Source organism: Streptomyces glaucescens (assembly GCF_000761215.1).
GTDB classification, from domain to species: domain Bacteria; phylum Actinomycetota; class Actinomycetes; order Streptomycetales; family Streptomycetaceae; genus Streptomyces; species Streptomyces glaucescens_B.
In genome coordinates this window covers 6,036,418-6,061,532 of record NZ_CP009438.1, presented here as the reverse complement: position 1 = coordinate 6,061,532, position 25,115 = coordinate 6,036,418, and the positions used below count along the sequence as shown (strand labels likewise).

The 25,115-nt window shown below is 74.9% G+C and carries 21 protein-coding genes and 1 pseudogene; 10 read left to right on the top strand and 12 right to left on the bottom strand.

Annotated elements, in window-relative coordinates:
- Positions 1 to 112 precede the first annotated feature (112 nt).
- Positions 113 to 901 (top strand): polysaccharide deacetylase family protein, encoded by a 789-nt coding sequence (locus SGLAU_RS26220; protein WP_244315261.1) that lies wholly within the window; start codon positions 113 to 115, stop codon positions 899 to 901.
- A gap of 209 nt (positions 902 to 1,110) precedes the next feature.
- A complete protein-coding gene (locus SGLAU_RS26215) occupies positions 1,111 to 1,551 on the top strand; it encodes an SRPBCC family protein (RefSeq protein WP_043504954.1) in 441 nt (146 codons plus the stop codon).
- Between the two features lie 160 nt (positions 1,552 to 1,711).
- Here SGLAU_RS26215 and SGLAU_RS26210 read toward each other — a convergent pair whose 3' ends face one another.
- Both SGLAU_RS26210 and SGLAU_RS34575 read right to left on the bottom strand, forming a co-directional pair.
- Positions 1,712 to 3,178, bottom strand: a complete 1,467-nt coding sequence (locus tag SGLAU_RS26210) for an NCS2 family permease (RefSeq protein WP_043504952.1) — start codon at positions 3,176 to 3,178, stop codon at positions 1,712 to 1,714.
- A 267-nt stretch (positions 3,179 to 3,445) separates the two neighbouring features.
- A pseudogene (locus tag SGLAU_RS34575) lies at positions 3,446 to 3,589 on the bottom strand (xanthine dehydrogenase family protein subunit M); the annotation flags it as partial.
- 390 nt (positions 3,590 to 3,979) lie between these two features.
- Here SGLAU_RS34575 and SGLAU_RS26205 point away from each other — a divergent pair.
- Positions 3,980 to 5,653 (top strand): PucR family transcriptional regulator, encoded by a 1,674-nt coding sequence (locus SGLAU_RS26205; protein WP_043504951.1) that lies wholly within the window; start codon positions 3,980 to 3,982, stop codon positions 5,651 to 5,653.
- 142 nt (positions 5,654 to 5,795) lie between these two features.
- Positions 5,796 to 6,563, top strand: a complete 768-nt coding sequence (locus SGLAU_RS26200) for a hypothetical protein (RefSeq protein WP_043507057.1) — start codon at positions 5,796 to 5,798, stop codon at positions 6,561 to 6,563.
- Between the two features lie 204 nt (positions 6,564 to 6,767).
- On the opposite strand, the gene SGLAU_RS26195 is transcribed toward SGLAU_RS26200, so the two are convergent.
- Entirely contained in the window at positions 6,768 to 7,616 is an 849-nt protein-coding gene (locus tag SGLAU_RS26195; RefSeq protein WP_043504950.1) for a GntR family transcriptional regulator, read from the bottom strand.
- A 196-nt stretch (positions 7,617 to 7,812) separates the two neighbouring features.
- Between SGLAU_RS26195 and SGLAU_RS26190 the strand changes: the two genes are divergently transcribed.
- Positions 7,813 to 8,661 (top strand): (2Fe-2S)-binding protein, encoded by an 849-nt coding sequence (locus tag SGLAU_RS26190; RefSeq protein ID WP_043504949.1) that lies wholly within the window; start codon positions 7,813 to 7,815, stop codon positions 8,659 to 8,661.
- A 310-nt stretch (positions 8,662 to 8,971) separates the two neighbouring features.
- Entirely contained in the window at positions 8,972 to 10,021 is a 1,050-nt protein-coding gene (locus tag SGLAU_RS26185) for a DUF2637 domain-containing protein (RefSeq protein WP_043504948.1), read from the top strand.
- Positions 10,022 to 10,107: 86 nt separating this feature from the next.
- Here SGLAU_RS26185 and SGLAU_RS26180 read toward each other — a convergent pair whose 3' ends face one another.
- Entirely contained in the window at positions 10,108 to 10,590 is a 483-nt protein-coding gene (locus SGLAU_RS26180) for an ATP-binding protein (protein WP_043504947.1), read from the bottom strand.
- Positions 10,591 to 10,947: 357 nt separating this feature from the next.
- Positions 10,948 to 11,556 carry a hypothetical protein gene (locus SGLAU_RS26175; protein WP_043504946.1) on the bottom strand — a complete coding sequence of 203 codons (609 nt, stop codon included), beginning with the start codon at positions 11,554 to 11,556 and terminating at the stop codon, positions 10,948 to 10,950.
- A 142-nt stretch (positions 11,557 to 11,698) separates the two neighbouring features.
- Between SGLAU_RS26175 and SGLAU_RS26170 the strand changes: the two genes are divergently transcribed.
- Complete coding sequence (locus SGLAU_RS26170; RefSeq protein ID WP_099052860.1) at positions 11,699 to 13,075, top strand: helix-turn-helix domain-containing protein; 1,377 nt, start codon at positions 11,699 to 11,701, stop codon at positions 13,073 to 13,075.
- A 6-nt stretch (positions 13,076 to 13,081) separates the two neighbouring features.
- On the opposite strand, the gene SGLAU_RS26165 is transcribed toward SGLAU_RS26170, so the two are convergent.
- Both SGLAU_RS26165 and SGLAU_RS26160 read right to left on the bottom strand, forming a co-directional pair.
- Positions 13,082 to 14,824 (bottom strand): pyruvate dehydrogenase, encoded by a 1,743-nt coding sequence (locus tag SGLAU_RS26165; RefSeq protein WP_043504945.1) that lies wholly within the window; start codon positions 14,822 to 14,824, stop codon positions 13,082 to 13,084.
- Positions 14,825 to 14,899: 75 nt separating this feature from the next.
- Positions 14,900 to 16,291 carry a protein phosphatase 2C domain-containing protein gene (locus SGLAU_RS26160; protein ID WP_043507052.1) on the bottom strand — a complete coding sequence of 464 codons (1,392 nt, stop codon included), beginning with the start codon at positions 16,289 to 16,291 and terminating at the stop codon, positions 14,900 to 14,902.
- Between the two features lie 322 nt (positions 16,292 to 16,613).
- Here SGLAU_RS26160 and SGLAU_RS26155 point away from each other — a divergent pair, with 322 nt between their 5' ends.
- The 3 genes from SGLAU_RS26155 to SGLAU_RS26145 all read left to right on the top strand — a co-directional run bounded on the left by SGLAU_RS26155 (position 16,614) and on the right by SGLAU_RS26145 (position 18,620).
- Entirely contained in the window at positions 16,614 to 17,600 is a 987-nt protein-coding gene (locus SGLAU_RS26155) for a helix-turn-helix domain-containing protein (protein ID WP_043507051.1), read from the top strand.
- A 65-nt stretch (positions 17,601 to 17,665) separates the two neighbouring features.
- Positions 17,666 to 18,148 carry a DUF456 domain-containing protein gene (locus SGLAU_RS26150; protein WP_043504943.1) on the top strand — a complete coding sequence of 161 codons (483 nt, stop codon included), beginning with the start codon at positions 17,666 to 17,668 and terminating at the stop codon, positions 18,146 to 18,148.
- A gap of 82 nt (positions 18,149 to 18,230) precedes the next feature.
- Positions 18,231 to 18,620, top strand: a complete 390-nt coding sequence (locus SGLAU_RS26145) for a PPOX class F420-dependent oxidoreductase (protein WP_043504942.1) — start codon at positions 18,231 to 18,233, stop codon at positions 18,618 to 18,620.
- A gap of 21 nt (positions 18,621 to 18,641) precedes the next feature.
- On the opposite strand, the gene SGLAU_RS26140 is transcribed toward SGLAU_RS26145, so the two are convergent.
- The 5 genes from SGLAU_RS26140 to SGLAU_RS26120 form a co-directional block, all read right to left on the bottom strand.
- A complete protein-coding gene (locus tag SGLAU_RS26140) occupies positions 18,642 to 19,151 on the bottom strand; it encodes a methylated-DNA--[protein]-cysteine S-methyltransferase (protein WP_043504941.1) in 510 nt (169 codons plus the stop codon).
- 3 nt (positions 19,152 to 19,154) lie between these two features.
- Complete coding sequence (locus SGLAU_RS26135; protein WP_099052859.1) at positions 19,155 to 20,567, bottom strand: DNA-3-methyladenine glycosylase 2 family protein; 1,413 nt, start codon at positions 20,565 to 20,567, stop codon at positions 19,155 to 19,157.
- 97 nt (positions 20,568 to 20,664) lie between these two features.
- Positions 20,665 to 21,759, bottom strand: a complete 1,095-nt coding sequence (gene rsgA, locus SGLAU_RS26130) for a ribosome small subunit-dependent GTPase A (protein WP_043504940.1) — start codon at positions 21,757 to 21,759, stop codon at positions 20,665 to 20,667.
- A 337-nt stretch (positions 21,760 to 22,096) separates the two neighbouring features.
- Complete coding sequence (locus SGLAU_RS26125; RefSeq protein ID WP_043504938.1) at positions 22,097 to 23,659, bottom strand: cellulose-binding domain-containing protein; 1,563 nt, start codon at positions 23,657 to 23,659, stop codon at positions 22,097 to 22,099.
- A gap of 126 nt (positions 23,660 to 23,785) precedes the next feature.
- Positions 23,786 to 25,111 carry a radical SAM protein gene (locus SGLAU_RS26120; protein WP_043504937.1) on the bottom strand — a complete coding sequence of 442 codons (1,326 nt, stop codon included), beginning with the start codon at positions 25,109 to 25,111 and terminating at the stop codon, positions 23,786 to 23,788.
- Positions 25,112 to 25,115: the final 4 nt, after the last annotated feature.

Here is a 25,115-nt window from a genome sequence, read left to right as displayed (position 1 = left end):
AACTGCTCTTTCGCGGGTGCCAAGGTGCGCCAGGATCAAACGCGGCAGCGGGGTCGCGGGGACGGCTCACACGCTATAAACCGCGCGTATACACGCCATGTATAGTCCCGGCATGCCTTCTGCGACCAAGAAGATGAAGAGAAGGGCGACGGGGTTCCGTACGGCGGCGATCGCCGCCGCGGCCCTCTTGCCGACGCTCGTGCTGACGGGGTGCACGAGCCTGGACACCACCGCGCCGAGCACCGTCCGCGCCGAAGCCGCGGCGGGCTCCGGGGCGGCCGCCTTCGGCACCGTGGACTGCCGCCGCGCCAAGTGCATCGCGCTCACCTTCGACGCCGGCCCCGGCGAGCACTCCGCGCGGCTGCTCGACATCCTCGCCGAGAAGCGGGTCCCGGCGACCTTCTTCCTGCTCGGCAAGCGGCACATCGAGAAGTACCCGCAACTGGTGAAGCGGATGGCCGCCGACGGCCACGAGGTCGCCAGCCACACCTGGGACCACAAGATCCTCACCAGCCTCGACGAGGACGAGATACGCGCGGAGCTGGAGCGCCCGAACGAGGCGATAGAACGCCTCACCGGCCGCCGCCCCACCCTCGTGCGCCCGCCCCAGGGCCGCACCGACGACACGGTGCACGAGATCTGCCGCGAGCTGGGGCTCTCCGAGGTGCTGTGGACGGTCACGGCGAAGGACTACACGACGAACGACTCCGCGCTCATCGAGCAGCGGGTCCTGGAACAGGCCGACCGGGACGGGATCATCCTGCTGCACGACATCTACGACGGGACCGTGCCGGCCGTACCCGGGATCATCGACGCGCTGAAGGAGCGCGGCTACGTCTTCGTGACCGTGCCCCAGCTGCTGGCGCCCGGGAAGGCGGAGCCGGGAGAGGTGTACCGCTAGGCGGGACGCCGCGGGAGCGCGGCGGAGGCGAGCACCCTTGCCCCGGGAACGCGGTCCAGGCCACCCCCGCCTCGGACGGCTGGTGGAAACGAGCACCCTTGCCGCGGGAGCGCGGTCCAAGCGTGCACCTCCGCCCAGGACGGCCGACGGGGGCGCGCACCCCTGCCGCGGGTGCGCGGCGGAGACCTCCGCCCGCCTAGGATCGCGACGTGGTCACCTTTGCCCTGGAACGCACGGTTCCGCTGCCGCTGCCCGAGGCCTGGCGCCGGCTCACCGCATGGCCCCGGCACGCGGACGCCGTTCCGCTGACCCGCGTCCGTGTGCTCACTCCCCCGCCCAGCCGGGCCGGGACGGTCTTCGTGGCCCGTTCGGGGATCGGCCCGCTGTCGTTCGACGACCGGATGGAGGTCACGGTGTGGCAGCCGCCGGGCGACGACTCGCCGGGGCGGTGCCGTCTGGAGAAGCGCGGCCGGCTCGTCCTCGGCTGGGCGGAACTGGAGGTCCGGCCGGGCCCCGGCGGGCGGGCGCGGGTGATCTGGCGGGAGGAGCTGGGCGTACGACTGCTGCCCGCGCTGTTCGACCGGCCGCTGGAGGCGGCGGCGCGCGCGGTCTTCGGCCGGGCTGTCAACCGGCTGCTCAGACAGCCGTGAGGCCGTCGAGGGCGTGAGCCGCGGGCCCGCGCCCTCACCACGTCCGGCCCGCCCCGCCGCACGGCGCCGGCCGCCGCGGCCGGACAGGCACCGCCCGCGGCGGCCACGGCGCGGACGACGCCGCGGGACAGTGAGCCGGCGGAGGGACCTGTCCGTCCGGCTAGCGCACGCCCAGCCAGTCCTCGATGGGGTTGAGGGCGAAGAACACCACGAAGACGGCGGTCAGGGCCCACATGAACGCGCCGATCTCCCGGGCCTTGCCCTGGGCGGTCCTGATGGCGACGTAGGAGATGACGCCGGCGGCGACACCCGCCGTGATGGAGTACGTGAACGGCATGATCACGACGGTGAGGAAGACCGGGACGGCGGTGGCGCGGTCGCCCCAGTCCACGTGCCGGGCGTTCATCATCATCATGGCGCCGATGACCACGAGGGCCGCCGCCGCGACCTCGCCCGGCACGATCGCCGTGAGCGGGGTGAAGAAGAGGCAGGCCGCGAAGAACAGGCCGGTGACCACGGAGGCCAGTCCGGTGCGGGCGCCCTCGCCGACACCGGTGGCCGACTCGACGAACACGGTCTGCCCGGACGCTCCCGACACGCCGCCGATCGCGCCGCCCGCCCCGTCGATGAACAGCGCCTTGGACAGGCCCGGCATCCGGCCCTTCTCGTCGGCCAGCCGGGCCTCGGTGCCGACGCCGATGATGGTGGCCATGGCGTCGAAGAACCCGGCGAGCACCAGGGTGAAGACGATCATGCCGACGGTCATGGCGCCGACCTCGCCCCAGCCGCCGAACTCGACGTGGCCGAAGAGGGAGAAGTCGGGCATCGAGACGGCGCTGCCGTGGAGTTCGGGCGCTCCGCTCGCCCACTGCTTGGGGTCGATCACCCCCGCGGCGTTGAGGATCACGGCGAGGGCCGTGCCGCCGACGATGCCGATGAGGATGGCGCCGGGGATGCCGCGCGCCTGGAGCATGAAGATGCCGAGCAGGGTGACGGAGAAGAGCAGCACCGGCCAGCCGGCCAGCTCACCCGCGGGGCCGAGCAGGACCGGGCCGCCGCCGAGGTCCGGGTTCTCGTGCACGAACCCGGCCTTGACCAGGCCGATCAGGGCGACGAACAGGCCGATGCCCATGGTGATGGCGTGCTTGAGGGCGAGCGGGATGGCGTTCATGATCATCTCGCGGAGGCCGGTGACCACCAGCAGCATGATCACCACGCCGTACAGCACGCACATCCCCATGGCCTGCGGCCAGGTCATCTGCGGGGCGACCTGGGAGGCGAGGACCCCGGAGACGGACAGGCCGGCCGCGAGCGCCAGGGGCACCTTGCCGACGAATCCCATCAGCAGCGTGGTGAGGGCCGCCGCGAACGCGGTTGCGGTGATCAGGGCCTGCTGGGCGAGCGTGTCCCCCGCCGCGTCCTTGCCGGAAAGGACGAGGGGGTTGAGGAGGAGGATGTACGCCATCGCCATGAAGGTGGTGATGCCGCCGCGCACCTCACGCGCGACCGTGGATCCTCTGTGGGTGATGTGGAAGTACCGGTCGAGCCAGGACCGTCCGGCCGGAACGCGGGTTCCCGCGCCCGCGTCCTCCGCGACGGTCTTCGGCTCCAGTGACTGCTGGGTCATGTGGGCCTGCTCCCAAGGTTCATAGGGACACCCGCATGGGATCCGCCGGGGTGGCGGCTGCGGGATTTGGGATGGTGCTTCGGCCGCACGACCCGGGGGACGGCCCGAGACGAACGATCAGTGCTGCTGTCCAAGTCCCGCGAGCGGTGCGGTGCTTGGGGTGGGTGCTCCGGGCGGCGCGAGGAGGCTGTGACGTTCCTGCCGCACCGCCCGGAGGGTCTTGTCCGGCGCCGGTCAGGCGCTCGGGGCGGACCGGCGTCCGGTCGACAGGTCCAGCAGGTGGTCCGGCCGGCGGTGACCGACGTCGATCTCGGCCATGACGTCGGTGCCGCCCGCGCCGGGCACCGCGGCGGGGTGCCCGGCCTCGGCGGCGGGCGCCTGCTCCCAGCGTGCGGGGCGAAGGAAGTCCATGACCGGCTCTCTTCCTCGTCTCGTGGGGGTCGTACGGATTTGAGCCAATCCGTGTGCGGCGGTCCGGGCTCGTTCATGTGTCGTTCACGTGGATGGGAGCCAGTACACAGCGCTGCGCTCGGAGCGGGTCAGTCACCGAAACCATGAAGGAGTTGGCTGGCCACGGCGGTCATCTTGTAGATTCGTATGAACCGAGGTTCTCGGCAACCTCTCTGTTTTCCTCTGGAAACGCCCGGTCCGTCCCGCGTGACCTGGGACACCATCCGGGGAGACGGCGAGCAACCGCACCGGACGACCGTGTGGCGGTCCGTCGAACGGTCCGCGGACCGAACCCCACCACCACCATCAGTTTCATCGTAAGTTTCGAGACAAAGAACGGCGGCGACGAGAATGCGGCTGCGCGCACTGCTGGACACCGACGCGCTGGGCCTCAGGCTGCTCGGCGGCGAGGACGAGCTGGACCGCACCGTGCGGGGCGTGATGACCACCGACCTGCGGGACCCCAGCCGCTACCTCTCCGGCGGCGAACTGGTGCTGACCGGCCTCGCCTGGCGCCGGGACGCCGCCGACTCCGAGCCCTTCGTGCGGATCCTCGCGCAGGCCGGCGTGGCGGCCCTCGCGGCCGGCGAGGCGGAACTGGGCGACGTCCCCGAAGACCTGGTCACGGCCTGCGCGCGGCACCGGCTGCCGCTGTTCGCGGTGCACGAGTCCGTGGCCTTCGCCACGATCACCGAGCACGTCGTGCGGCAGGTCTCCGGGGAACGCGCGGGCGACCTCGCGGCCGTCGTCGACCGGCACCGGCGGATGATGACCTCCGGCCCCGCGGGCGGCGGCCCCGACGTCGTCCTCGACCTGCTCGGCACCGACCTGGACCTGCGCGCCTGGGTGCTGTCGCCGACCGGACGGCTGATCGCCGGGTCCAAGGCCGCCGGGCCCGCGCTGCCCGCCGAGCTGTGCGCGAAGCTCGCCGCCGAGCACCTGGCCGCCGCCCGCACCGGCCGCCGCGGCCCGCACCGGGTGACGGCCGGCGCGACGACCTACTCCCTCTTCCCGGTCCGCAGCAGCGCACGTGCCCCGCAGGCCGCCCGGGACGTACGCGAGACGGTGCTGTCCGACTGGGTGCTGGCCGTCGAGGCGGACGCCGGGGACTGGGCCGAGGAACGGCTCGACCTGCTCCAGGGCGTCACCCAGCTGATCGCCGTGGAACGCGACCGGCGGGACGCCGCGCGCACCGTGCGGCGGCGGCTCGCCCAGGAGGTCCTGGAACTGGTGCAGACCGGCGCCGCGCCCGCCGAGATCGCCGCCCGGCTGCGGGTGGCCGCCCCCGTGCTGCTGCCCGGCCTCGGCGCGGCCCCGCACTGGCAGGTCGTCGTCGCCCGGGTCGAGTGGGACGGCGGCGAGAGCGAGACCGGCCCGGTCGCCCAGTCGCTGCTCGAGGAGATCCTGGTCGACCCCGGCGCCACCGGGCCCGAACCCTCCGACCGCATCGCCGTCGCCCACTCCGGTGACGAGGCGATCGCCCTCGTCCCCCTGCCCGCCGTCTCCGCCGAGCACGACGGCTCCGAGACCGGCGTCGTCGCCGACGCCCTGCTGGCGGCCGTACGGGACCCGCTGTCGGCCGGCCTGGACGGCGACGGGCGGATCACGCTCGGCGTCAGCGCGGCCGTGCACTCCGCCGAGGGGCTGCGCGGCGCCCTGGAGGAGGCCCGGCACGCCCGCCGGGTGGCGGGCGCCCGCACCGGCCGGGTCTGCGCGGCCGGCCACCAGGAACTCGCCTCCCACGTCCTCCTGCTGCCGTTCGTCCCCGACGACGTCCGCCGCGCCTTCACCGCGCGGCTCCTCGACCCGCTGCGCGACTACGACCGCCGCCACCGCGCGGAGCTGATCCCGACCCTGGAGGCCTTCCTGGAGTGCGACGGCTCGTGGACGCGGTGCGCGTCCCGGCTGCACCTGCACGTCAACACGCTGCGCTACCGGGTGGGCCGCATCGAGCAGTTGACGGGCCGTGACCTGTCCCGCCTGGAGGACAAGCTGGACTTCTTCCTGGCGCTGCGCATGAGCTGAAACCTCCGCGGGCGAGAGTCCCACGACTTTGTGAAATCCTTCACCCACCCTCTTGGCCGGGCCGGTGGATCCGTGCTGAGATGCGGCCACCACTCAACAGCTCGATGGCGTGCTCGGGGAGGGCGAGGTGGCGTATACCGCCATGTCTGGTAACGGAACGACCGCCGGTGACGATCCACTCCAGACCGCGGTATGGCGGCTGCGCTCGCGGGCCTGCTGGGCCGATGCCGCCGCACTGCTCCGACCGGTCACCCCGGCGGCGGCCCTGCAACGGGCGGCGCTGCTGGTCGAACGGTGCCTGTACACCGAGCAGGGCTGGGAGGAGGCGGAGGACGCGCTGCGCACGGCCGAGGCACTGGCCCAGGATGACGGGGAACGGGGCGCCGCCGCTTGTGAACGCGGGTACTTGGCCTACGCCGCCACCCTGCTCGGCGTGCGCGACCGGGCCGACGAGGCGCGCGCCGCGCTCGGCCGGGCGGCCGCGCTGATCCCTCCGGGGTCGCCGGCCCGTGCACTGCTCGACTTCCGCCGCGGCCTGCTCGCGGAGAACCTCACCCGGTCCCCGCAGGCCGCGCGGGCCGCGTACCGCCGCGCCCACACCGGGGCCGCCGCCCACTCCGACGCGCTGCTGCTCTCCTTCACCTGGCGGCACCTCGCGGGGCTCGCCCTGCGCGACGGCGAACTGGCCGAGGCCCGGCACGGATTCGCCGAGTCGCTGCGGATCCGCGAGGAACTGGGCTACCTCGTCGGTACGGCGCCCGCGCTGGTGTCCCTCGCGGACGCGGAGGCCGAGCCCGAGGCGTCCCGTCTGCGTGAGGAGGCCCGGCGCCTGTTCCACCTCCTGGGCGGCGTCCCCACCTGGCTGGCCCGCCGACTCACACCCCAGGCGCCGGACGCGGCGACGGCTTGAGCGGTGCCCCTCCGGGGGCGGCGCGGTTCCGAGTGCGGGTGCGTGGGGGGTTCTCGCGCAGTTCCCCGCGCCCCTGAGGGCAGTGGGGGTCCGGACCGTGGGTGAGTGCGGGTGCATGTGGGTCTTCGCGCGGTTGCCCGCGCCACTGAGGGGCAAGGGTTCTTGCTCGGTCCCCGCGCTATTTTGGGGTGCGGGGTGGTGTGGTCAGGGGGTGGGGGTGCCGAAGTGGTCGTCGACGTGGGCTCGCACGCTCTCCGGGTCGCCGGCGATCAGCGCGTCCAGCAGGCCCACGTGCTGGGCCGCGTCGGCCATCAGCTCGGTCCGCGCGTGCCCCGCCGCCGCGCCGCCCGGCGGCCACTGCGCCCGCCGGTGCAGGTCATCGGCGATCCGCACCAACTGCACATTGCCCCCGAGCCCCAGTACGGCCCGGTGGAACGCCCGGTCCGCCTCGGCGTACGTCACCCGGCACCCGGAGGCCGCCGCCCGCACCGTCGCCTCCGCCAGGGGCCGCAGTTCGGCCCACCGGGCGGCCGGCACCGTGCGGGCGAGCCGCAGCAGCACGGGCACCTCGATCAGCGCCCGCACCTCGGCCAGCTCGGCCAGCTCGCGCGCGTCCCGCTCGACGACCCGGAACCCCCGGTTGGGCACGACCTCGACGGCGCCTTCGAGCGCGAGCTGCTGCATGGCTTCGCGGACCGGCGTCGCCGAGACCCCGAACCGTTCGCCCAGCGCGGGTGCCGAGTAGACCTCGCCGGGCCGCAGTTCCCCCGTGACCAGCGCGGAGCGCAGTGCCTGGAGGATCTGCCCGCGCACGGACGACCGCTGCACGACCGGGCGGGCGGGCTCCGCCACGGAGGGCGCCCGGGGCACCGGCCGTTCCCCGTGGGTGTGCTCGCCGCGCGCCGCGGCGGCGTCCCCGCCTGACGGCCCGGGCGCGGGAGCCGCGGGCCGGCTCTGCGCGGGCACGCGGACGGCGGTGGTCTCGTCGGCTCCCGCCGGGCGATCCGGCGCCTCGGACCCCGTCCCGGCGGGACCGTGCGCGGTCTGCTTCACGGGGTCCTCCTGACGGACTTGTCGTCGGTTGTCGACGGTTGTCGGCGGTTGCCGGGGGTTTCGCCGGTTGGGGAGATTACGGCCGGTTGTCACGCGGTCGTCAAGCACCTTAGGCGGCCGACGCAGTAGTTCAAATTTCCGAGAGATTCGCTAAGGTAAGCCTTACCTCTTCTCGATCTCGATCGGTGGTCCCGGTATGCCTGTGCCCTCGTCGGCCGTCGCGGACGCGTACGCCCGCCTCACCGAGGCGTTCCCGGGCCTGGCCGTCACGGAACTGGGCCCCGCGGACCCGGCCCCCGAGGGCGGCGGCTGGGTGTCCGCCGCCGCGCTCGCCCAGGGCGGGGACGACCTGGACGCCTTCCTGGCCTGGGACGACGCCCAGGTCCTCCGCGACTACGGACAGCAGGCCCGGCCGGACGTGATCGCCAGCTTCGGCCTGCACCGCTACGCCTGGCCCGCCTGCCTGCTGATCACCGTGCCGTGGTTCCTGCACCGCCGGGTCCCCCGCTTCCCCGTGACGCATGTCTCGTTCGACCGCACGGCCGCGGGTCTCTCCGTGGGCCGGATGGCCGTACGGCCCACCGCCTTCGCCTGCCTGCCCGGCGACCCGGCCGCCGCGCTGCCCGGCGCCCGGGTGGTCGCGGGCGAGGAGGCGCTGCGCGCCGAGGTGCGGGCGGCGGTCGCCGAGCACCTGGAACCGGTCCTCGGCGGTTTCGGCCCGCGGATGCGCCGGCGGGGCCGGGCCCTGTGGGGCATGGCGACCGACGAGGTCGTGGAGGGGCTGTGGTACGTGGCCCACCTGCTCGGCGAACAGGAGCGTGCGCGGCACGAGCTGGAGCTGCTGCTGCCGGGGGCGACGAAGCCGTACGTCGGCTCGGCCGCCTTCCGGGAGCTGACCGGCCCGGACGGCGAGTCGCTGCCCACCCGGGACCGGGCGAGCTGCTGCATGTTCTACACCGTGCGCCCGGAGGACACCTGCGCCACCTGCCCGCGCACCTGCGACGCGGACCGGATCGCCAGGCTGACGGCGGCCGCCGCGGCCTGACCGGCGACCCGAGGCGTCACCTGGCGCCCGGGAGATCGCCGCGGCCCGCCGTCCGGGCGGCCACACCCCCGGGTCCACCACCGGTACGCGCAGGGCACGGCAGGGCGCGGCCGCGCCGGGAACCACCCGTCCGGATGGTCCCGTTCGAACGCAACCCCCGTACGGCGTACGGCAGTTCGAGCAGATCGGCGGTTCGGGCGTCTCTCAGGCACCCCCTTGGCGGCCTCTTGCCGCGAACGCCCCTGGAGGCTCACGGGTCTGGGCCACCATGACGGGCGTCACGCCCAATCCCGAGGCAAGGGACCACCGGATGAGACTGACCGAGATATCGCTGAACTGGCTGCTTCCGGGCGCCGTACTGCTCCTGGGCATGCTGGCGGCGGTGGCGGTGCTCGCGCGCGGCAAGCGGACCGCGGGGAAGGACGCGCGCGCCGACGACTCCTGGGAGCGCAACGAGGAACGCCGCAGACGCAAGGAGGCCGTTTACGGCACCGTCTCCTACGTCCTGCTCTTCTGCTGCGCCGCGGTCGCGGCGGCTCTCTCCTTCCACGGCCTGGTCGGCTTCGGCGAGCAGAACCTCGGTCTGTCCGACGGCTGGCAGTACCTGGTGCCGTTCGGGCTGGACGGCGCGGCGATGTTCTGCTCGGTGCTGGCGGTCCGCGAGGCCAGCCACGGTGACGCGGCGCTCGGCTCCCGGATACTCGTCTGGACCTTCGCCTTCGCCGCCGCCTGGTTCAACTGGGTGCACGCGCCCCGCGGCGCGGGCCACGCCGGCGCCCCCCACTTCTTCGCGGGCATGTCCCTGTCCGCCGCCGTGCTCTTCGACCGGGCGCTGAAGCAGACCCGCCGGGCCGCCCTGCGCGAGCAGGGTCTGGTGCCCAGGCCGCTGCCGCAGATCCGGATCGTGCGCTGGCTGAGGGCCCCGCGGGAGACGTACCGGGCCTGGTCCCTGATGCTCCTGGAGGGTGTGCGCAGCCTCGACGAGGCGGTCGAGGAGGTGCGCGAGGACCAGCGCCGGAAGGAGCGGGAGCGGCTGCGCCGGCGCGACGAGGAACGTCTGGAGCGCGCCCGGCTGAAGGCGATCAGCCGGGGCCACCGCGGTTTCCCCGGCCGGGGCGGCGGCCGGCAGGTGGAGCTGTCACCGGTGGAGCAGGGCTCCGACGAGATGGCCTCCGCGGAGCCTGCCATATCCGCTCCGGAGCCGCTGCCGGTGCGCCACCGGCCCTCCCTTCAGCCGGTCCGCGGCGGATCCGCCGACCCGGTCAGGGTCGACCTCACCGCGGAGGACGACACCCAGGCCCTGCCGCGCCTCGACCACCTGGAGCGCAAGCTCAAGGACTTGGAGCAGCAGTTCGGTTAGCCCGGGCGGGGAACCGGGCGACGACGGGAGGGGGCGCGGCCGCACGGGCCGCGCCCCCTCCCGTTCGCCGTCGGCCCACCGCGTCCCTACGCGGCGTCCGCGTCCAGCTCGAACCAGACGGACTTGCCCACCGCGTGCGGCCGTACGCCCCACGCGGCGGCTAGCGACTGGACCAGCAGCAGACCGCGGCCGTGCGTACCGTCGTCGGCGGCCGGTACGCGCAACCGGGGCCGGCGGGCCACGAAGTCCCGTACCTCCACCCGGAGACCGTGCGGTCCCACGGTCGCCGTCAGGATCGCCTCGTCGTCGGTGTGGACCAGCGCGTTGGTGACGAGTTCACTGGTCAGCAGCTCCGCCACGTCCGAACGGCCGGGGCTCCCCCAGTGCCGCAGCAGTTCGCGCAGGGCCCGCCGCACCTCGGGGACGGCCCGCAGGTCCGCCCGTTCGAGTCTGCGCCTGAGCTGTGGCGTCGGGGCCTGCTCCGCCGCGCCGTCGGTCCCGTCCTCCGCCGTCCCCGTCGAGAAGACCCCGACCGTGGTGGGCCCGCCTCCTCGTACCTGCCTCTTCATGTCCCCCGCCCGCGTGCCGATGTCGGTTTCCCTCCTGCTCGAACACGTTCACGGGGATCCATGCCCATCGGGCACCGGGCCAGTCCTGCGGGATCGCCGACGACCGGGTGTTCGGCCACGGCCGGGGCGGCGGCGGACGGTCCGAGTGGCTCCAGGAGGCCCGTCCGGCCTCCTGCCCGAGTGGCGGAGATCGGCTCAACTGTCTCTTGCGGACCGCCGATCCGGCCGTACACGGCCAAGAGCTGGGGCGGGAGTCGTCCCGGCGGCGGCCGTCCGGCGTCCGGGGCCGTCCGGACGCCGACGGGGCGAAAGTGGCCGGAACGCGACCGTCCCGGGCCGGTCGCGCCGGCGCTCGGATCAGTACAGCTTGTTCACCGCCGTCGCCGTCGTCTTGCGGAAGGCGCGGACCGGCGCGTCCCCGAAGTCGCCGAGCTGCGACCACTCCACGACGGTCACGGTGCGTCCGTCGCGTCCGACGGACAGCAGCCGGACGTCCGTCGCGCCCCAGGACGTCCGGGTGTGCAGGCCGTGGACGCGGGCGCCCTCCTCGGCGCGGACCCGGCCGTAGCTCCGGTAGGCGGCCTCGGTCTCGGGGTCCTCCTGTTCGACGCGGTCCGCGCAGGACCGGATGAGCGCGTTCATCCGGTCGGCCAGCGCCTTCGCCTTGGCGGCGGAGCCGGTGACGACGGTGAGCTGGCGGGCGGAGGTGTCGAGGTCGGTGTGGAACGGGCGGTATCGGGAGTCGTAGCCCGGGAACACCTCGTCCAGGCAGAGCCGCAGTTCGTCGGGGACGCCGTCGGTGACCTTCCCGGCGGTCCAGGACGACGAGGGGTGCGGCGGCAGCTCGGCGGCCGAGAGGAAGGCGGGCGCGGATACGGCTCCCGCGGGGGCGGCGAGCGCGGTGAGGCCGGTGACTGCGGCGACGGCGAGCGCGGCGAGCGCACCGGCTCGGGTACGGACGGACATGGGTCTCCCCCTGTGCGACTGGGTCGTTGATGGCCCCCAGAGCATCGGCGGGCGGGGCGAACGGGCGCAACAAGGGATGCCGCCTCGCTCGGCATGGAACCATCCCACCCCGTCTGACGTGCACATACAGGGAGTTCCTGGGATGCCGTTCCGGGGACGCGAGCGCATCGGGGGAAGGGTGTCCGGACAGGACGACGGCGTCGCCGGGTTCGCGGCGCTGCTGCGGGAGCTGAAGGAACGTACGGACCGCAGCTACGGTTCGCTGGCCCGCCGGCTCCAGATGAACACCTCCACGCTGCACCGTTACTGCGCCGGTGACGCGGTGCCGCAGGACTTCGCGCCCGTGGAGCGGTTCGCCGCGCTGTGCGGCGCGACGCCCGAGGAGCGCGTGGAGCTGCACCGCCGCTGGCTGACGGCGGTGGAGGCACGCCGCCGACCTCGGACGCAGGCCGGGCCGGAACCGGTGGAGGCACCGCCCGCGCACCCGGCACCGGCAGCCCCGCCGGCACCGGGACCGGAACCGCCGGGGCCGGACGCGGGACCGGGATCGCCGGGACCGCGGTCACCGGCGCCCGACGCGGAACCGGCCGCGGGTCCCGAGCCGGCGCCCTGGTACCGGCGCCGGCGCCCCGCCGTCGCCCTCGCCGTCGGCTGCGCCGCCCTGGCCGCGGCCGGCAGCCTCGCCGCGTTGCCCACCGGCCGCGAATCCTCCGCCGGGGCGGCCCCGTCCGCCCGTACGGCGGCCGCGGCACCCGCCACCGGGACACCGAGCGGCCCTCCGCCCCGCACGCCCTCGGCGTCCCCCGACGCAGCGGCGGCCGCGCCCGTCCCGTCCCCGGCGGCGACGAGCCCCTCCCCGGCGGCCTCGCGGACCCGCGCACCCGCCCCCACCGAGGCGGCCGTGCCGCTCGCCTGGACCGCCGACTCGCAGGTCTGGGAGCACGGCTGCGGGCACGACTACGTCATCGGCAGGCCGCCCGCCCGGGTCCCCCCGCCTCCGGCCCCGCAGGACGCCGGGGCGTGGGCGGCGGCGCAGGGCGCGGTGCACGGCGGGGAGACCACCGTGCGGATCTCCGTGCAGGGCCGGTCCGCCACGGCGGTGGTCCTGGAGGCGCTGCGGGTGCGGGTGGCCGGGCGTGCCGAGCCGGCCCCGGGTCACGTGTACGCCATGGACGAGGGCTGCGGCGGCGCGCTGACCCCGCGGCACTTCGCGGTGGACCTGGACCGGGACCGGCCGCTCGCCCGCCCCGTCGCGGGGAACGACGCGGGCACCCCGATCCCGGCGGTCCGCATGCCGTACCGGGTGTCGGCCGAGGATCCGGAAGTGCTGCTGGTGACCGCGCGGACGGCGGGCTGCGACTGCCGCTGGTGGCTGGAGCTGGACTGGTCCTCGCAGAGCCGCACCGGCACGGTCCGGATCGATGACCGGGGCCGCCCGTTCCGCACCAGCGCCGTCCAGGGCCTGCCCCGGCACTCCTACGACACCTCGGCCCGCCGCTGGACTCAGGAGGAGGAATAGCCGCGGTCAGGGCCTGGGCACGTTGCGGAGGTTGGAGCGGGCCATCTGGAGCATCCGGCCGACGCCGCCGTCGAGCACGACCTTGGAGGCGGACAGCGCGAACCCGGTCACCATCTCGGCCTTGATCTTCGGCGGGATGGACAGGGCGTTGGGGTCGGTGACGACATCGACGAGGGCGGGCCCCTTGTGCCGGAAGGCGTCCTTGAGGGCGCCGGCGAGCTGCTTGGGCTTCTCGACGCGGACGCCGTAGGCCCCGCAGGCGCGGGCGACGGCGGCGAAGTCGGGGTTCTTGTTGGTGGTGCCGTGCGAAGGCAGCCCGGCGACCATCATCTCCAGCTCCACCATGCCGAGCGACGAGTTGTCGAACAGCACGACCTTCACCGGCAGATCGTGCTGGACGAGGGTGAGGAAGTCGCCCATCAGCATGGAGAATCCGCCGTCGCCGGACATCGCCACCACCTGCCGGCGGCGGTCGGTGAACTGCGCGCCGATCGCCATCGGCAGCGCGTTCGCCATGGAGCCGTGGGAGAAGGAACCGATGACGCGGCGGCGGCCGTTGGGGGTGATGTAGCGGGCCGCCCAGACGTTGCACATGCCGGTGTCGACGGTGAAGACGGCGTCGTCGGCGGCGACCTCGTCGAGCACGGACGCCACGTACTCGGGGTGGATGGGGACATGCTTGTCGACCTTGCGGGTGTACGCCTTGACGACCCCTTCCAGCGCGTCGGCGTGCTTCTTCAGCATCTTGTCGAGGAAGCGCCGGTCGTCCTTGGTCTTCACGCGCGGGGTGAGACAGCGCAGCGTCTCCCTGACGTCGCCCCACACGGCGAGGTCCAGCCGGGAGCGGCGGCCGAGGTGTTCGGGCCGTACGTCGACCTGGGCGATGGTCACGTCGTCCGGCAGGAAGGCGTTGTACGGGAAGTCGGTGCCGAGCAGGATGAGCAGGTCGCACTCGTGGGTGGCCTCGTAGGCGGCGCCGTACCCGAGCAGTCCGCTCATCCCCACGTCGAACGGGTTGTCGTACTGGATGTGTTCCTTGCCGCGCAGGGCGTGCCCCACCGGTGACTTGATCTTCTGCGCCAGCTCCATGACCTCGGCGTGCGCGCCCGCGGTTCCGCTGCCGCAGAACAGGGTGACCTTCTGGGCCCGGTCGATCAGGTCGACCAGCTTGTCGATCTCCTCGTCGCCGGGGCGGACCGTGGGGCGGGCGGTCACCAGGGCCGTCTCGGCCGCCTTGTCGGGGGCCGGTTCGGCGGCGAGGTCACCGGGGAGGGTGACGACGCTGACGCCGCCGCGGCCGACCGCGTTCTGCACGGCGGTGTGCAGCAGGCGGGGCATCTGCCGGGGGTTGGAGATCATCTCGCAGTAGTGGCTGCACTCGCGGAAGAGGTGGTCGGGGTGGGTCTCCTGGAAGTAGCCGAGGCCGATCTCGCTGGACGGGATGTGCGAGGCGAGGGCGAGGACGGGCGCCATGGAGCGGTGGGCGTCGTACAGGCCGTTGATGAGGTGCAGGTTGCCGGGTCCGCAGGAGCCGGCGCAGGCGGCCAGCCGCCCGGTGATCTGGGCCTCGGCGCCGGCCGCGAAGGCGGCGGTCTCCTCGTGCCGGACGTGGATCCATTCGACGGCGGAGTTGCGGCGGACCGCGTCGACGACGGGGTTGAGGCTGTCGCCCACGACGCCGTACAGGCGTTTCACCCCGGCGCGGGCGAGGATGTCGACGAACTGTTCGGCGACGTTCTGCTTGGCCATGGATCCCTGCGTCCCTTCGCTGTGCGACGACGTCCGGTCGGGTCCCCTCGGTCCATGAATCCACACCGGGCGCGTTCACGCCTCCCAGACCGCCGCCGCCGAACGGTCGTCGGCGTACCCCTTCACCCGGGTCTGCACGTCGGCGAGGAACGCGGCGAGGCCCGGCGGCCGCGGGTGCGACCACCGTCCGGTCAGCTGGGCGGGGAGGGCGGGCTCGCCCCGCAGCGGCTCGGCGAGCCCGGCCGTGCACAGCAGCAGGACGTCACCCGGCCGGGCGACGGAGGCGCGGAACCGGAACGGTTCCCGGGGCGGCTCGGGGGGCGCGTCGTACGGGCCCGGGGGTGCCGGGACGCGGGGGTCCCCCGTGAGCCGGTCGCCCCGCGGGGCCTCGGGGGAGCCGGCGGGCGTCTCGGAAGTCGCGGGCATCGCGGGAGTCGCGGGAGTCGCGGAGGGGGGCGAGCCGAAGCCCACCACGGGCTCGCCGGTGACCTCGGTGACCCGGGGCTCGATGTCGTGCCAGCCGCCGTCGCGGAGCCGGAACAGGCCGCCCGCGCCGACGCCGAAGAACACCCGGGTCCGGCAGGCGGGGTCGGCGGGCAGCAGCAGGCAGCGGAGGGTGGCCGCGTACTCCTCCGGGCGCAGCCCCTGGTCGGCGGCGCCCGCCCGGAGCCTGCCGAGGCTGCGGGCGGTCAGCCGGTGCAGGCCGGACTTCAGGTCGCCGCGGCGGCCCGCGCGGATGTCGTCGGCGAGCCGTGCGTGGCTGCGGCCGACGGCTCCGCCGATCCACCGGCACAGCTCGGCGGCGGCGCGGTGCGCGCGCGGGGTGGCCCGGGCCCCGGTGGCCAGCGCGACGAGCAGCAGCGCGTGGTCGCCGCTGCCGAAGCGGGCGGTGAGCAGCGCGTCGCGGCGGGGCTCGCCGCGGTGGCGGGCCAAGTCGCCGCGGACCGAGGCGGCCCGCAGGGTGCAGGTGCCGTGCCGGGCACCGTCGAGCACCGTGTCGGGGACCAGGTCGCCGAGGTCGTCGGGGTCGGCGGCGGGCAGCGCGGTCGGTTCCGGATCGTAGGTCGGGGGCCCGGAGCCGACGTGCGGGAGGGGGGCGGAAGGCGACGGGGGCGGCGCGGCCTGCGGGTCGGCGGGCGGGGTGGCGGGCGTACCCGGCGGGACGGCGGGGCGGCCGGGTGACGCGGGCGGTGGCACGGGCACCGCGGCCGGGCCGCCGCGCGGGGCCGGTACGCGGGGCCCCGGTGCGGCCGCCGGACCGGGGGCGGCACCCGGCGCGCGGGCCGGGCCGTCGTCCGGCGAACCCCGGCCGGGCGGCCCGCCGGTCACCGCTCCGGACGCGGAGGCGAACCGGTCGTCCAGCGAATCCGGCGTCCGTGTGGGGCCCGTGTCCTCGGTGGCGTCGTCGTACAACTGCCCCCACCAGTCGTCGGAGTCACCGGTGGGCCTTCCCCCCTGCTGGCTCATGCCGGTCATTGTCCACCGAGCCGCCCGGCGGGAAACGGGTCATCGGGAAAAATCCCGTCCTCCGTGCCGCGTCGCGCGGCGTGCCGGGGCAGGGCGCCGGGCAGCGGTGCGGGCGGGTGCGGCGGCCGCCGGGCGGCTCCACCCCCCACGGGAGAACCGCCCGGCGACGCCAACAGGCCCGGCCCCCGTCGGCACCGGTGACCCCACCTTGGCAGAGGGCGAGGCGGTACGGCGATGATGTGCGACGGCGGGTTCGCGCCGTGGCCGGTTCCCGCCACGGGTGGACACCGTGGGACCGATCGTCGGGGAGGGGCGGGGCCTGGTGCTGGCAGCGATAGGGCTGGACGAGCGGCACGAGGCGGCGTACCGCGCGCTGGTCGCGGCGGGCGCCGCCGACCTGCCCGATCTGGCGCGCCGGCTGGCGCTGGGCGAGCAGGACACCGAGCGGGCACTGCGCCGCCTGGAGCGGCACGGGCTCGCCGCGCAGTCCTCCGCCCGCCCGGGCCGCTGGGTGGCCGCCCCGCCGGGGGTGGCGCTGGGCGCGCTGCTCGTCCAGCAGCGGCACGAGCTGGAGCGGGCGGAGCTGACGGCGGCACTGCTCGCCGAGGAGTACCGGGCGGCGGCCGCCGAGCCCGCCGTGCACGACCTGGTCGAGGTGGTGATCGGCGCGGCGGCGGTCACCCAGCGGTTCCTGCAGGTGCAGCTCGGCGCGGCGGAGGAGGTGTGCGCGCTGGTCACCGGTGACCCGGTGGCCGTGACCGGTATGGAGAACGACGCCGAGGAGCGGGCCGCCGCGCGCGGGGTGCGCTACCGGGTGGTCGTCGAGCGGGCCGTGCTGGGGCGGCCGGACGGCATCACCGAGCTGACCGCCGCGCTCGCCCGGGACGAGCAGGTGCGGGTGGCGGACCGGGTGCCGACGAAGCTGGTCGTCGCGGACCGCTCGCTGGCGCTGGTGCCGCTGACCCGTCCCACCGCCGAGCCGGCCGCGCTCGTGGTGCACGCCAGCGGGCTGCTGGAGCTGCTGTCCGGCCTGTTCGAGTCGGTGTGGGGGCAGGCGCTGCCGCTGCGGCTCGGCGGGTCGGGGGTCACCGAGCAGGAACCGGACGGGCCCGACGGCACGGACCTGGAGATCGTGTCGCTGCTGCTCGCCGGGATGACGGACGCGAGTGTCGCCAAGCAGCTCGACCTGGGCCTGCGGACCGTGCAGCGCCGGGTGAAGCGGCTGATGGAGCTGACCGGGGTGACGACCCGGATGCAGCTCGGCTGGCAGGCGCACGAGCGCGGCTGGGTGGCCCGCGAGCGTCCCTGACCGCCGTGGCTCCGCACCCGCCCGCGCGGACTGCGCGCCCGGGCGGGCTCGGGCACCCTGGGCTCATGGGAGTGTGGGAGCTCCTGCTGGTCGGTCTGGTCATGCTGCTCGGCCTGTGCGGAGTGCTCCTGCCGGGCGTTCCCGGGTCGTGGCTGGTGTGGGCCGCGGTGATGTGGTGGGCCCTGACGGATCCGCGACCGGTCGCCTGGTGGGTGCTGGTCGGCGCCACCGTCGCGTTGTTCCTCTCGCAGGTGGTGCGCTGGGCGCTGCCACCGCGACGGCTCCAGGCGAGCGGGGCGACCGTCCGGATGGCGGTGTACGCCGGTCTCGGCGCGCTGCTCGGGTTCTTCCTGCTGCCGGTGCTGGGCGCGGTGCCGGGCTTCCTGGGCGGGATCTACCTGTGCGAGCGGCTGCGGCTGGGCCGGTCCGGCGAGGCGCGGGCGGCGCTGCGCACGGCGATGCGGTCCGGTGGGTGGAGCGTGCTGGCGGAGCTGGTCGCCTGCCTGCTGATCATGGGCGCGTGGCTGGGCGCGGTGTTCCTGGGCTGACTCCCCGGCGCGCTTCCGTACGCCCCGCGCCCTGAGACGGCGAAGTGCTGTGACGGCGTGGCGGCGTGCTTGGCTGGTCGGCATGAACGAGTTCAGCGAGGCCGAGCGGACGTATCTGCGGGGACAGCGGCTGGGGCGGATGGCCACGGTGGATCCGCAGGGCCAGCCGCAGGCGAACCCGGTCGCCTACTTCCTCCAGGACGACGACACGATCCTGATCGGCGGCTACACCATGGGCCGTACCAAGAAGTGGCGCAACCTCCAGAAGAACCCGCTGCTCGCGCTGGTCGCCGACGACATCGCGAGCCTGCGGCCGTGGAAGGTGCGCGGCGTGGAGGTCCGGGGCGAGGCCGAGCTGCTGGTGGGCCCGCACGACCTGGGTCCGCACTTCAGCGAGGAGCTGATCCGGATCCGCCCGCGCCGGGTGTACAGCTGGGGCCTGGACGACGACCGGCCCGCCGCCTCCGCCTGACGACCGGCCCCCGGCTGCGTCTCAGGGGGCGTTCGCCACCCCCTGGACCACCAGGCCCTCCAGTTCGAGGAGCCGGATCTTGCGGTCGAGGCCGCCCGCGTAGCCGGTGAGGGCTCCGTCGGAGCCGATCACCCGGTGGCAGGGGCGGACGATCAGCAGCGGATTGGCGCCGATCGCCCCGCCGACGGCGCGTACGGCGGCCCGGGGTGCCCCGATCCGCCGGGCGATCTCGCCGTAGGTCGTGGTCGCCCCGTAGGGGATGTCGTCGAGGGCCGCCCAGACCCGCTCGCGAAACGCGGTGCCGTGCGCCCGCAGCGGCAGCGCGAACTCCTCGAGGTCGCCCGCGAAGTAGGCGGTGAGCTGTGCGGCGGCCTCGCGGAAGGGGCCGCCGTCCGCCCGCCACTCCTCCCGCACCACCGCCCCGCCCTTCTGGCCGGGCACGGTCAGGGACGTCAGGGCGCCGTCAGCGTCGGCGGTGAGGAGGAGCCTGCCGAGCGGGCTGTCGAGGTGCGTCCAGTAGGTGCTGCTCACGGGTTACTCCCACTCCCCTGCTGCGCGCAGGTGTTGTACGGCGTACGAGCGCCAGGGGCGCCAGGTGTCGGGGACGTCCGCGCCGGGCGGGGCGACGTCCGGGTCGCCCAGGGCGCGGGCGCGGATCGCGGCCACGGCGGCCGGGTCCAGGCCGGGCAGGGACTCCAGCGCGGCCTGGGCGTCGTCGCGGTCGGCGCCCGGGTCGAGTCGTACGGCGCCGTCGGCGAGGGCGGCGGCGAGGGCACCGAGCGGACCGCCGGGCTCGGCTTCCGCGAGGACCGCCGGTTCGGGGAAGAGGTGGGTGAGGCTGCCGCAGGGCGCGTCGAGCGCCTTGCCGTAGCGCCGCACCAGCTCCGCCGCCGACGGCCCGGCCAGGGTCCGCACCGCGAGTTCCTCCGGGTCGGCGGTGCCCGGCGAGCGCAGCCCCGGCCGGGCCGCGACCAGCGGACCGAGCCGTGGATCGGCGCCCAGCCGCTCGTCGACGGCGAACGGGTCGGCGTCCAGGTCGAACAGCCTGCGCAGCCGCTGCACGGCGGTCGTCAGGTCGCGGGGGTCGGTCAGATGCAGCCGGGCGTCGAGCCAGCCGCCCGGGTGGGCGACCGCGCTGCCCGGGCGTCCGCTCCCCCGCCGCTCCTGGACCGCGGCGATGCCGGTGCCGTAGGGGAGCCGCAGGGTGCGGCGGTAGACGCGGGCGCCCGGCGGGCCCGTCACCTCCTCGACGCCGGGGACGGCTTCGCGTTCGAGCAGGTCGAAGACGGGGGCGGCCTGGTAGGGGCCGCGGTGGGCGAGGCGCAGGGGGATGCCGGCGGCCGGCGTGCCGGGGCCGCGGGTGGTGCGGCCGCCCGCCCGGGGCGCGGCGGCGCGCAGCGCGCTCGGGGTCATGGCGTAGATGTCGCGGATGGTGTCGTTGAACTGCCGCACGCTGGCGAAGCCGGCCGCGAACGCGATCTCGGTCACCGGGAGCCCGGTGGTCTGCAGCAGGACCCGCGCGGTGTGCGCCCGCTGCGCCCGGGCGAGCGCGACCGGGCCGGCGCCGAGTTCGGCGGTGAGCTGCCGCTGGACCTGCCGCGCGCTGTAGCCCAGCCGGGCGGCGAGTCCCGCGACGCCCTCCCGGTCGACGACGCCGTCGCCGATCAGCCGCATGGCCCGGCCGACGACGTCCGCGCGGACGTTCCAGTCGGCCGAGCCGGGCACGGCGTCCGGCCGGCACCGCCGGCAGGCCCGGAATCCGGAGCCCTGCGCGGCGGCGGCCGTGGTGAAGAACCGTACGTTGCGCCGCTTCGGCGTCACCGCCGGGCAGCTCGGCCGGCAGTAGATGCCGGTGGTCTCGACGGCGAAGAAGAACGCGCCGTCGAACCGGGCGTCCCGGCTGCGTACGGCCTCGTACCTGCTGTCCTCGTCCATCACGGAGTCCATCACGGGATCCAGTCTCCGCCACGGCGGACAGCGCGGCTGGCGGAAATCGGACATGGGCGTCCGGGCCGGGCGGGCCCCGGACGCCCCGTCCCCCGTCCTACCGCCAGCCCTTCCGCTTGGCCTCCACCATCGCCCGGCCCTCGGCGTGCTTGCGCTTCCAGTCCCGGCGCAGCTCCGCCCGGACCCGGGCGTCGGTCTTGGCGACGATCCACTGGTTCTCGCGCTTGAGCTTGCGGTAGCTGTCCAGCCTGCGGGCCGGCAGTTCCCCGGCCTCGACGGCGGCGGTCACCGCGCAGCCGGGCTCGGACTCGTGGGCGCAGTCGTGGAACCGGCAGCCCCCGGCCAGCTCCTCGATCTCCGCGAACACCTGCTCGACACCGGTCTCGGCGTCGTAGAGGCCCACGCCCCGCAGTCCGGGGGTGTCGATGAGCACGCCGCCGCCCGGCAGGGCGAGCAGATTGCGGGTGGTGGTGGTGTGCCGGCCCTTGCCATCGACGTCGCGGGCCGCCCGCACGGCCATGACGTCCTCCCCCTTGAGCGCGTTGGCGAGGGTGGACTTGCCCGCGCCGGACTGTCCGAGCAGCACCGACGTACCGGAGCCGAGGAGGGCGACGAGCACGTCCAGGCCCTCCCCGTCCTGGGCGCTCACGGACAGCACCGGCACGCCCGGCGCGCTGGTCTCCACGTCCTGGACGAGGTGCGCCAGGGTCGCCGGGTCCGGGACGAGGTCCGCCTTGGTGAGCACGACCAGGGGCTGGGCGCCGGACTCCCAGGCGAGCGCGAGGAAGCGCTCGATCCGGCCGAGGTCGAGTTCGACGGCGAGCGACACGGCGACGACGGCGTGGTCGACGTTGGCCGCGAGGATCTGCCCGTCGGACCGCTTGGAGGAGGTGGACCGCACGAACGCGGTGCGCCGCGGCAGGCAGGCGCGTACGTACCGCGGGGTGCCCGCGGGATCCACGGCGACCCAGTCGCCGGTGCACACGACCCGCATCGGGTCGTGCGGGGTGACGAAGGCGGTGTCCGCGCGGATCACGCCGTCGGCGGTGACCACGTCGCACTGGCCGCGGTCGACTCGTACGACCCGCCCGGGCAGCAGCCCTTCGGCGGCGTAGGGGGTGAACTGTTCCGCCCAGGCGTCGTCCCAGCCGTAGGGAGCGAGCGCGGTGGACATGGCGGAGGTGGAAGTCAAGGGGATGGCCCTTCACAAGGGCGGTCCCGGCACGGTGAAGGTGTGTGAGGTCAGCCGGTGACCGCGGAGGTGGACTTGACGGACTCCTGAATGCGGGCAGCACCCGTCACAGAGACAGCCATCGGTCGACACCTCCTCATCCGCTTCCGTCCGGCCGGGCGGCCTGTCGCCGCCCGGATCACGAACACACGGACACCCTAGACGTGTCGGGGCGAGGGGTGCCACCGGTTTTTTTCCGTCCCGGCCCTCCAGCCGGGTCTTCCGCTGTCGGCCGGCGGCGCAGCCGCGTGTTTCCGCGGCTTCCGCCGCGCCCTCGCGCCGCCCGGTCGTCGGGGCGTCAGGGCGTCGGGCAGGTCAGGCCGTTGAGGGTGATGTCGTACGCCGGGGCGTTGCGGGCCTGCCAGGAGGCGAGGAAGCCGAAGGTGAGGGTGCCGCCGGCGGGGACCGTCCGGTTGTGGCCGGCCGCGCGGGCGGTGACGCGCGGGCCGTCCTGGGTGAAGCTCGCGTCCCACATCCGGCTCACCCGCTGGCCGTCGGGGAAGGTCCAGTCGACGTGCCAGTCGTCGAGGGGGCGGTCGGTGCGGACGGTGACGGTGGCCTGGAAGCCGTCGGGCCACTGGTTGTCGAGGGTGTAGGTGACACGGCAGGCGGGGTGGCCGGTGCGGGTGCGGTCCGGTGCGGTGGGGGCGGTGGCGGTGGCGGTGGCGGTGACCTGGGGCTCCGGGTCGGGGCCGGGGCGTGGGCGCGTGTCCGGCCGGCCGGAGGTGGCGGTGGCGGCTGTGGTGGCGGGCGGGGCGGGCGGGGGCGGGCCGGCGGGTGCCGGGCGGGCGGACCGGGTGGCGGGTGTGGGTGTGGGTGTGGTGGTCGGGGACGGGCGGGGGCGGGTGGTCCTCGTCTCGCCGGGCGCGGCGGCCGGGCCGGGTCCGGTGGTTGTCGTCTCGCCGGGCGCGGTGGCACGGCCGGTGGTGTGCACGACGGGTGCGAGGGTGACGCCGAGCGCCAGCAGGGAGACGAGGGCGGCGGCGGCGAGGAGCCCGTTGCGCGGGACGCGTGGCTGCCCGCTCGCGCCGTCGTCCGGTTCGTGCCCGGGGGTGTCGGGGCGGCCGGGGCTGTGCCGTGCGCCGGCGGCGTGGCGGCGGCGTTCCAGGTAGGCGGGGCCGCCCCAGCCGAGCACCCCGCCGGCGAGGGCGGCGGGCAGGGCGCCGCCGTGCGGCCGGAGGCAGGCTTCGGCCTCGGCGCAGTCGACGCAGCGGGCGAGGTGGCGGGAGAGGTCCTCGGGGATTTCGGTGCCCGGCGTGCGGGTGGCGGCGTCCAGCAGGCGGGTGCAGCGGCCGCACTCGGGGGCGGGCGGCGCGTCGAGGAGGGCGCGCAGGCAGCGGTTGCGGAACAGGCGCCGCGCCTCGGTGAGGGCGGCGACGGCGCCGTCCGGGTCGAGGCCGAGCCGGCGGGCGGCCACGGGCGGTGGCAGCGCCTCCACCTCGGTCAGCCAGAGCAGGGCGGCGTCGGGTTCCGGCAGGTCGCGCAGGGCGCGCAGGGCGAGGGGGCGGCGCGGCGGCGGGCCGGTGTGACGGGCGGCGTCGTCGGAGGTGAGCCATCGCCGCAGTCCGGGGGCGAGGTGGTGGCCCTGCCCCGCGGCCTCCCAGGCGGCGGCCGTGGCGCGGACGGCGGTCAGCAGCAGGGGGATCCGGGGCAGCCGGGCGGGGCGGCGGCCGGTGCCGTGCGGCAGGGCGGACCCGCTGCCGCGGGCTTCCCGGACGCCCCGGGCGAACGCCTCCCGGGCGAGCCGGGTCGCCTCCGCGGGGCCGGCGGCGCACAGGTCGGCGTAGCGGAGGACCGGGTCCCAGCACTCGGTGAACAGCGCCGCCTCGACGGCGTCCCGGGGAGTCGGCGGGTCGGGCATGTGTCTCCTGCGTGGCGGCGCATGCGAGGTCGACTCACCGCGGCGGCAGGGGAGTTGTGGGGAACCTCGGGGGCGGGCACGACCCTTTCACGGCTCCCCCGCAACTGACAAGCGCTGTCCCGGGGTTCACTTTCCGGCGACGACGGCGTCCTCGGGCGACAGGCTGTCCATGAAGGAGCTGACGGAGAAGACGGCGCGGCCGGGGCCGGGCGGGCCGTAGCCGGGCGGGGAGGTGAGGCCGAACTCGTCCATGGTCGCGCGGTAGGCCTCCAGCAGCCGGATGTGGTACTCCAGCGGCGCGCCCTGCGGGTTGGCCCTGCCGAGCGGGGTGGTCGGTTCGGGGCACCAGGTGGTGAAGCGCGGGGTGATGCCGTGCGACATGAAGAAGCGCAGGCCCTCGGTGGTCGACGCGATCGCCTCGTCGACGGTGGTGAAGCCGTGCGGGGCGGCCATCTCGACTCCGGCCACGAAGTTGGGGATGACGTTGCGGGCGCCGAAGACGTCGGCGGAGTCGAGGATGCGCCGGTGCCACTCGTCGCGGCCGACGTAGCGCTCCTTGCCCGGGCAGTACAGCTCGAACAGGCGGCGGTCCCACACCTCGTAGTTGGGGTGGTAGATCTGCACGCCGTAGTCCTTGAACCGCTGGACGTCGGCCTTGGGCAGCGCCTGGGCCACGACCTTGCCGATCCAGCGGCCGGGGAAGCGCTCCTCGATGGCCTTGGCGTAGTGGCCGTAGAAGTCGGCCTCGTCGCGGCCGGCGACGGTCTTGGTGATGGCGCCGCCGGTGAGGGTGTACGCGGTGGAGGCCTTCTGGGTGTCGTACCGGTCGATGATCTCCAGGGCCTCGAGCACCTCCTCGACGTCCTTGACGCCCGTGTAGGGCCGGCCGGCCGCCTTGTGCTGGCGCCAGTTGTGGTTGATGTCGCAGTACTGGCACTCCTCCTTGGCGCCGAAGTACTGGCACACCCGGAAGACGGTGAGGTAGATCAGGTAGCCCCACTGGATGGTCGGGGCGACCTCCATCACGGACTTCCCGTTGGAGAGGGTGTGCCGGTAGTACTCGGGCATCGGCGGCACGCCGACGTCGGCGATGCGCTTGCCATCGAGGTAGAGGCCGAGCACGCCCGCGTCGTCGGCGGCGACCCGGTAGGGGGAGGCGGGGTTCACCCGGACGGAGACGACGGTACGGCGCAGGTCGTAGGGGCCGCCGGTGAGGATGATCTCCTCGGGCGGGCGGCGCAGGGCGGCCTCGCCCAGCTCCGGCAGGGTGCCGTGGTCGAAGGAGAAGATGAAGTACGACTTCGGCTTGACCTCGCCGTCCTCGTTGTCGCTCAGGGCGGAGGGGTCGAAGGCCACACCTCCGCGGAGCAGGTCCTCCTTGAAGACCGCCTCCCGCGGCACATGCGGGAAGCGCTCCATCAGATCCTCGACGAGCGCGGTGCGGCTGCCCATCCCG

What these genes read in the sequence shown, in the direction of transcription:
- SGLAU_RS26190 (WP_043504949.1), top strand. Translation starts at nt 7,813, where the DNA reads ATGCCTGTGCCCTCGTCGGCCGTCGCGGACGCGTACGCCCGCCTCACC.
- SGLAU_RS26170 (WP_099052860.1), top strand. Translation starts at nt 11,699, where the DNA reads ATGCCGTTCCGGGGACGCGAGCGCATCGGGGGAAGGGTGTCCGGACAG.
- SGLAU_RS26175 (WP_043504946.1), bottom strand. Translation starts at nt 11,556, where the DNA reads ATGTCCGTCCGTACCCGAGCCGGTGCGCTCGCCGCGCTCGCCGTCGCC.
- SGLAU_RS26125 (WP_043504938.1), bottom strand. Translation starts at nt 23,659, where the DNA reads ATGCCCGACCCGCCGACTCCCCGGGACGCCGTCGAGGCGGCGCTGTTC.
- SGLAU_RS26185 (WP_043504948.1), top strand. Translation starts at nt 8,972, where the DNA reads ATGAGACTGACCGAGATATCGCTGAACTGGCTGCTTCCGGGCGCCGTA.
- SGLAU_RS26145 (WP_043504942.1), top strand. Translation starts at nt 18,231, where the DNA reads ATGAACGAGTTCAGCGAGGCCGAGCGGACGTATCTGCGGGGACAGCGG.
- SGLAU_RS26210 (WP_043504952.1), bottom strand. Translation starts at nt 3,178, where the DNA reads ATGACCCAGCAGTCACTGGAGCCGAAGACCGTCGCGGAGGACGCGGGC.
- SGLAU_RS26160 (WP_043507052.1), bottom strand. Translation starts at nt 16,291, where the DNA reads ATGAGCCAGCAGGGGGGAAGGCCCACCGGTGACTCCGACGACTGGTGG.
- SGLAU_RS26165 (WP_043504945.1), bottom strand. Translation starts at nt 14,824, where the DNA reads ATGGCCAAGCAGAACGTCGCCGAACAGTTCGTCGACATCCTCGCCCGC.
- SGLAU_RS26135 (WP_099052859.1), bottom strand. Translation starts at nt 20,567, where the DNA reads ATGGACTCCGTGATGGACGAGGACAGCAGGTACGAGGCCGTACGCAGC.
- SGLAU_RS26200 (WP_043507057.1), top strand. Translation starts at nt 5,796, where the DNA reads ATGTCTGGTAACGGAACGACCGCCGGTGACGATCCACTCCAGACCGCG.
- SGLAU_RS26180 (WP_043504947.1), bottom strand. Translation starts at nt 10,590, where the DNA reads ATGAAGAGGCAGGTACGAGGAGGCGGGCCCACCACGGTCGGGGTCTTC.
- SGLAU_RS26120 (WP_043504937.1), bottom strand. Translation starts at nt 25,111, where the DNA reads ATGGGCAGCCGCACCGCGCTCGTCGAGGATCTGATGGAGCGCTTCCCG.
- SGLAU_RS26150 (WP_043504943.1), top strand. Translation starts at nt 17,666, where the DNA reads ATGGGAGTGTGGGAGCTCCTGCTGGTCGGTCTGGTCATGCTGCTCGGC.
- SGLAU_RS26205 (WP_043504951.1), top strand. Translation starts at nt 3,980, where the DNA reads ATGCGGCTGCGCGCACTGCTGGACACCGACGCGCTGGGCCTCAGGCTG.
- SGLAU_RS26220 (WP_244315261.1), top strand. Translation starts at nt 113, where the DNA reads ATGCCTTCTGCGACCAAGAAGATGAAGAGAAGGGCGACGGGGTTCCGT.